The organism is Bullifex sp., assembly GCF_034103065.1.
In the GTDB taxonomy this organism is placed as follows: domain Bacteria; phylum Spirochaetota; class Spirochaetia; order Sphaerochaetales; family Sphaerochaetaceae; genus Bullifex.
On sequence record NZ_JAXEGN010000237.1, the window covers coordinates 1 to 2,592 of the forward strand.

The window sequence follows — 2,592 nt, forward strand, 5'->3', positions numbered from 1 at the left end:
TGATCATACTCCACTTGGTAATTCATCAAGCTCGAGTAAAGAATCTTCATCAAACACAAATAATACAAGTAGTACTTTCAGTCAACAACAGGCACTACGGTCTGCTGAAACATACCTAAAATATTCTGCCTTTTCAAAAAAGGGCTTGATCAATCAATTAGAGTTTGAAGGATTTTCAAATTCAGATGCGACTTACGCAGCAGAGCACTGTGGTGCAGATTGGAACGAACAAGCTTTTAAGTGTGCACAATCATATCTATTGTATTCTTCTTTTTCATACAAAGGTCTTGTGGACCAACTAAAATTTGAGGGATTTACTTCATCCCAAGCAGAATATGGCGCTTCAAAAGCATATAAGTAATATTCCAAAAAGTGCCTAAGTTATATATTGTGACTGCTTAGGCACTTAATGGCATTGAATATTATCATTTAAGGGTAAGCTATTAGAATAACCGATTTTTCATATGATAGAAGTATATTAAAAACGGATTGAAATATTCATTACTCGATATCATTAGAGAGCAATTCCCCTACTTAGGCTTGTAATAAATCTAGCTGGTATTGGTCTTTTTAATTTCCAAACAATACTCATAGGCTTTGAACCTTCATGCTGAACATACTCTGCAGATCCAAGCAATGTAAAAGGAACAGCACCATATTTGTCATTTTTCTTTTCTCTTACAAAAAGAAGAATATTACTACCCATGCTTTTATGATTGATATAACGTTGTCCCATAGGACTACTATCAGATGTAGTACTTTGACTCTGCCAGTGGAATAAGGATGAGTTTATTGCATAATCTTCATATCGAGTTGATGGAGTAAATTCTTTTTCTGATTTATTTAAGGTAATTAAGAAAATATCTGTTTTCTTATCTTTTATATACAACACTCCTTGTCTCATTGAATCAATATTATAATACCCCAAGCCCGCTAATATCTGGTCACGAGTATAAGTACAATAAGCATCCAAAGGATTAACTGAATTAATATCAACAGGATAATCAATAAAGCTAATATTCTTTAGATTAAGCTTAAATAATTCAATTAATTCCTTTTTAATTAATGGAGAAGCTTCTACTTCTTTAAGTGTTTTAATTCTTGTATATCCAGTCTTTTCAGCATTTACATGAATAGTAAACCTAAACATATCTAGGATAGCTAAATCCTCTGCAGAATAAGACTGCTCATCAAAGCTAATACCTGATTCTAAAATTCTTATCATTGTTTTTAAGAATCGTTGAGAATCAACAGTTGCGAACTTTGGGAAAGCAGTTTTCATTGCGTTATCAAGAATTTCATCATTATTTTTCAATACACCAGCTTGAATACAAAGTTTATAGAAACTATCAACCTTATAAAGGTCCCGAATGTTAACCTGAGAATAGTCAATAAATTTCTCCAAGGTTATCTGCTTTTCAATTTCAGCAAATTCTTTTATTAAGTTAATTATTTTTTGTCTTTCGCCTAAAGCAGCACTTATGGTGTTGAGAATTATTTCTTTAGATACTTTATCTAGTTCAATATAGCATCCCTTTGGAACACGAGAGAAATCCTCTTTAATCTCATATTTTATTTCACTAGGCTTAACACCTCCAATTGATGCAAGCTTTTCAGCAAATTTGTAGTTTTTATTTGCCTGCCCAATGAAATCAAAAACTGTCAAAAATTCCTTACCTTCACTTATTCTTAATCCGCGTCCAAGCTGCTGTAAGAATACAGTTAAGGATTCAGTAGGACGAAGGAACATTATTGTATCAATACAAGGAATATCAACACCTTCGTTGTATAAATCTACAACAAATATAAAGTTTATTTTTCCTTCCTTTAATTTGCCAATAGCTGATTTTCTATCATCAGGAGATGAATTAGAATCAAGATTAATAGCTTTCAAGCCATTCAAACAAAAGAAATCTGCCATAAATTTAGCATGAGCTTGTGAAACACAGAATCCTATGCAATGTATAGTAGAAAGATCATTAATATATTTTTCGAGAGTATTAATTATTAACGTAGCTCTCTTTTGTGCAACTATTACATCTAACGCATAAATCTTTTCAAGTTCTTCAGTATCATATCCGCTTCTTGTCCATTTTAATGTAGACAGGTCTGTACCATCACTAACACCAAAATAATGGAAAGGACATAGCAGCTGTCTATCAATTGCTTCACCAAGACGTATTTCAGCAGCAAAATGCTGACCATCGAAGTATTTCAATACATCTTCACCATCCATTCTTTCTGGAGTAGCAGTTAATCCAAGTAAAACCTTTGGTTTAAAATAGGAAAGAAGGTCCTGATATGATTCAGCTGGAGCGTGATGGAATTCATCAACAATAATAAAATCATAATAATCAGGAGACAGGCTTTCTGTTAATTTTTTAGAGTTAATAGATTGTATAGATGCAAATAAATAATCAGTTTGCTCTAGTTTGTAATCTCCAACAAGCATATCTCCGAAATTAGGATCCTTTAGTATGGATCTAAAGCAATAACGGCTTTGTAAAAGGATTTCCTCTCTATGAGCTACAAATAATAAGCTATTCCTTTTACCCGGATGATTTTCCCTAAAACGACGATAATCAAATGCTG

At 32.5% G+C, this 2,592-nt stretch carries 2 protein-coding genes; one reads left to right on the plus strand and one right to left on the minus strand.

All coding sequences use genetic code 11. The annotated features are described in order from the left end of the window. The coding region (locus tag SOY52_RS09140) for an Ltp family lipoprotein (RefSeq protein ID WP_320848650.1) at positions 1–361 on the plus strand (361 nt) is incomplete at its 5' end. A 153-nt stretch (positions 362–514) separates the two neighbouring features. Here SOY52_RS09140 and SOY52_RS09145 read toward each other — a convergent pair. Beyond that, positions 515–2,592 (minus strand): DUF3427 domain-containing protein (locus SOY52_RS09145; RefSeq protein ID WP_320848651.1); only part of this gene is annotated, 2,078 nt, incomplete at its 5' end.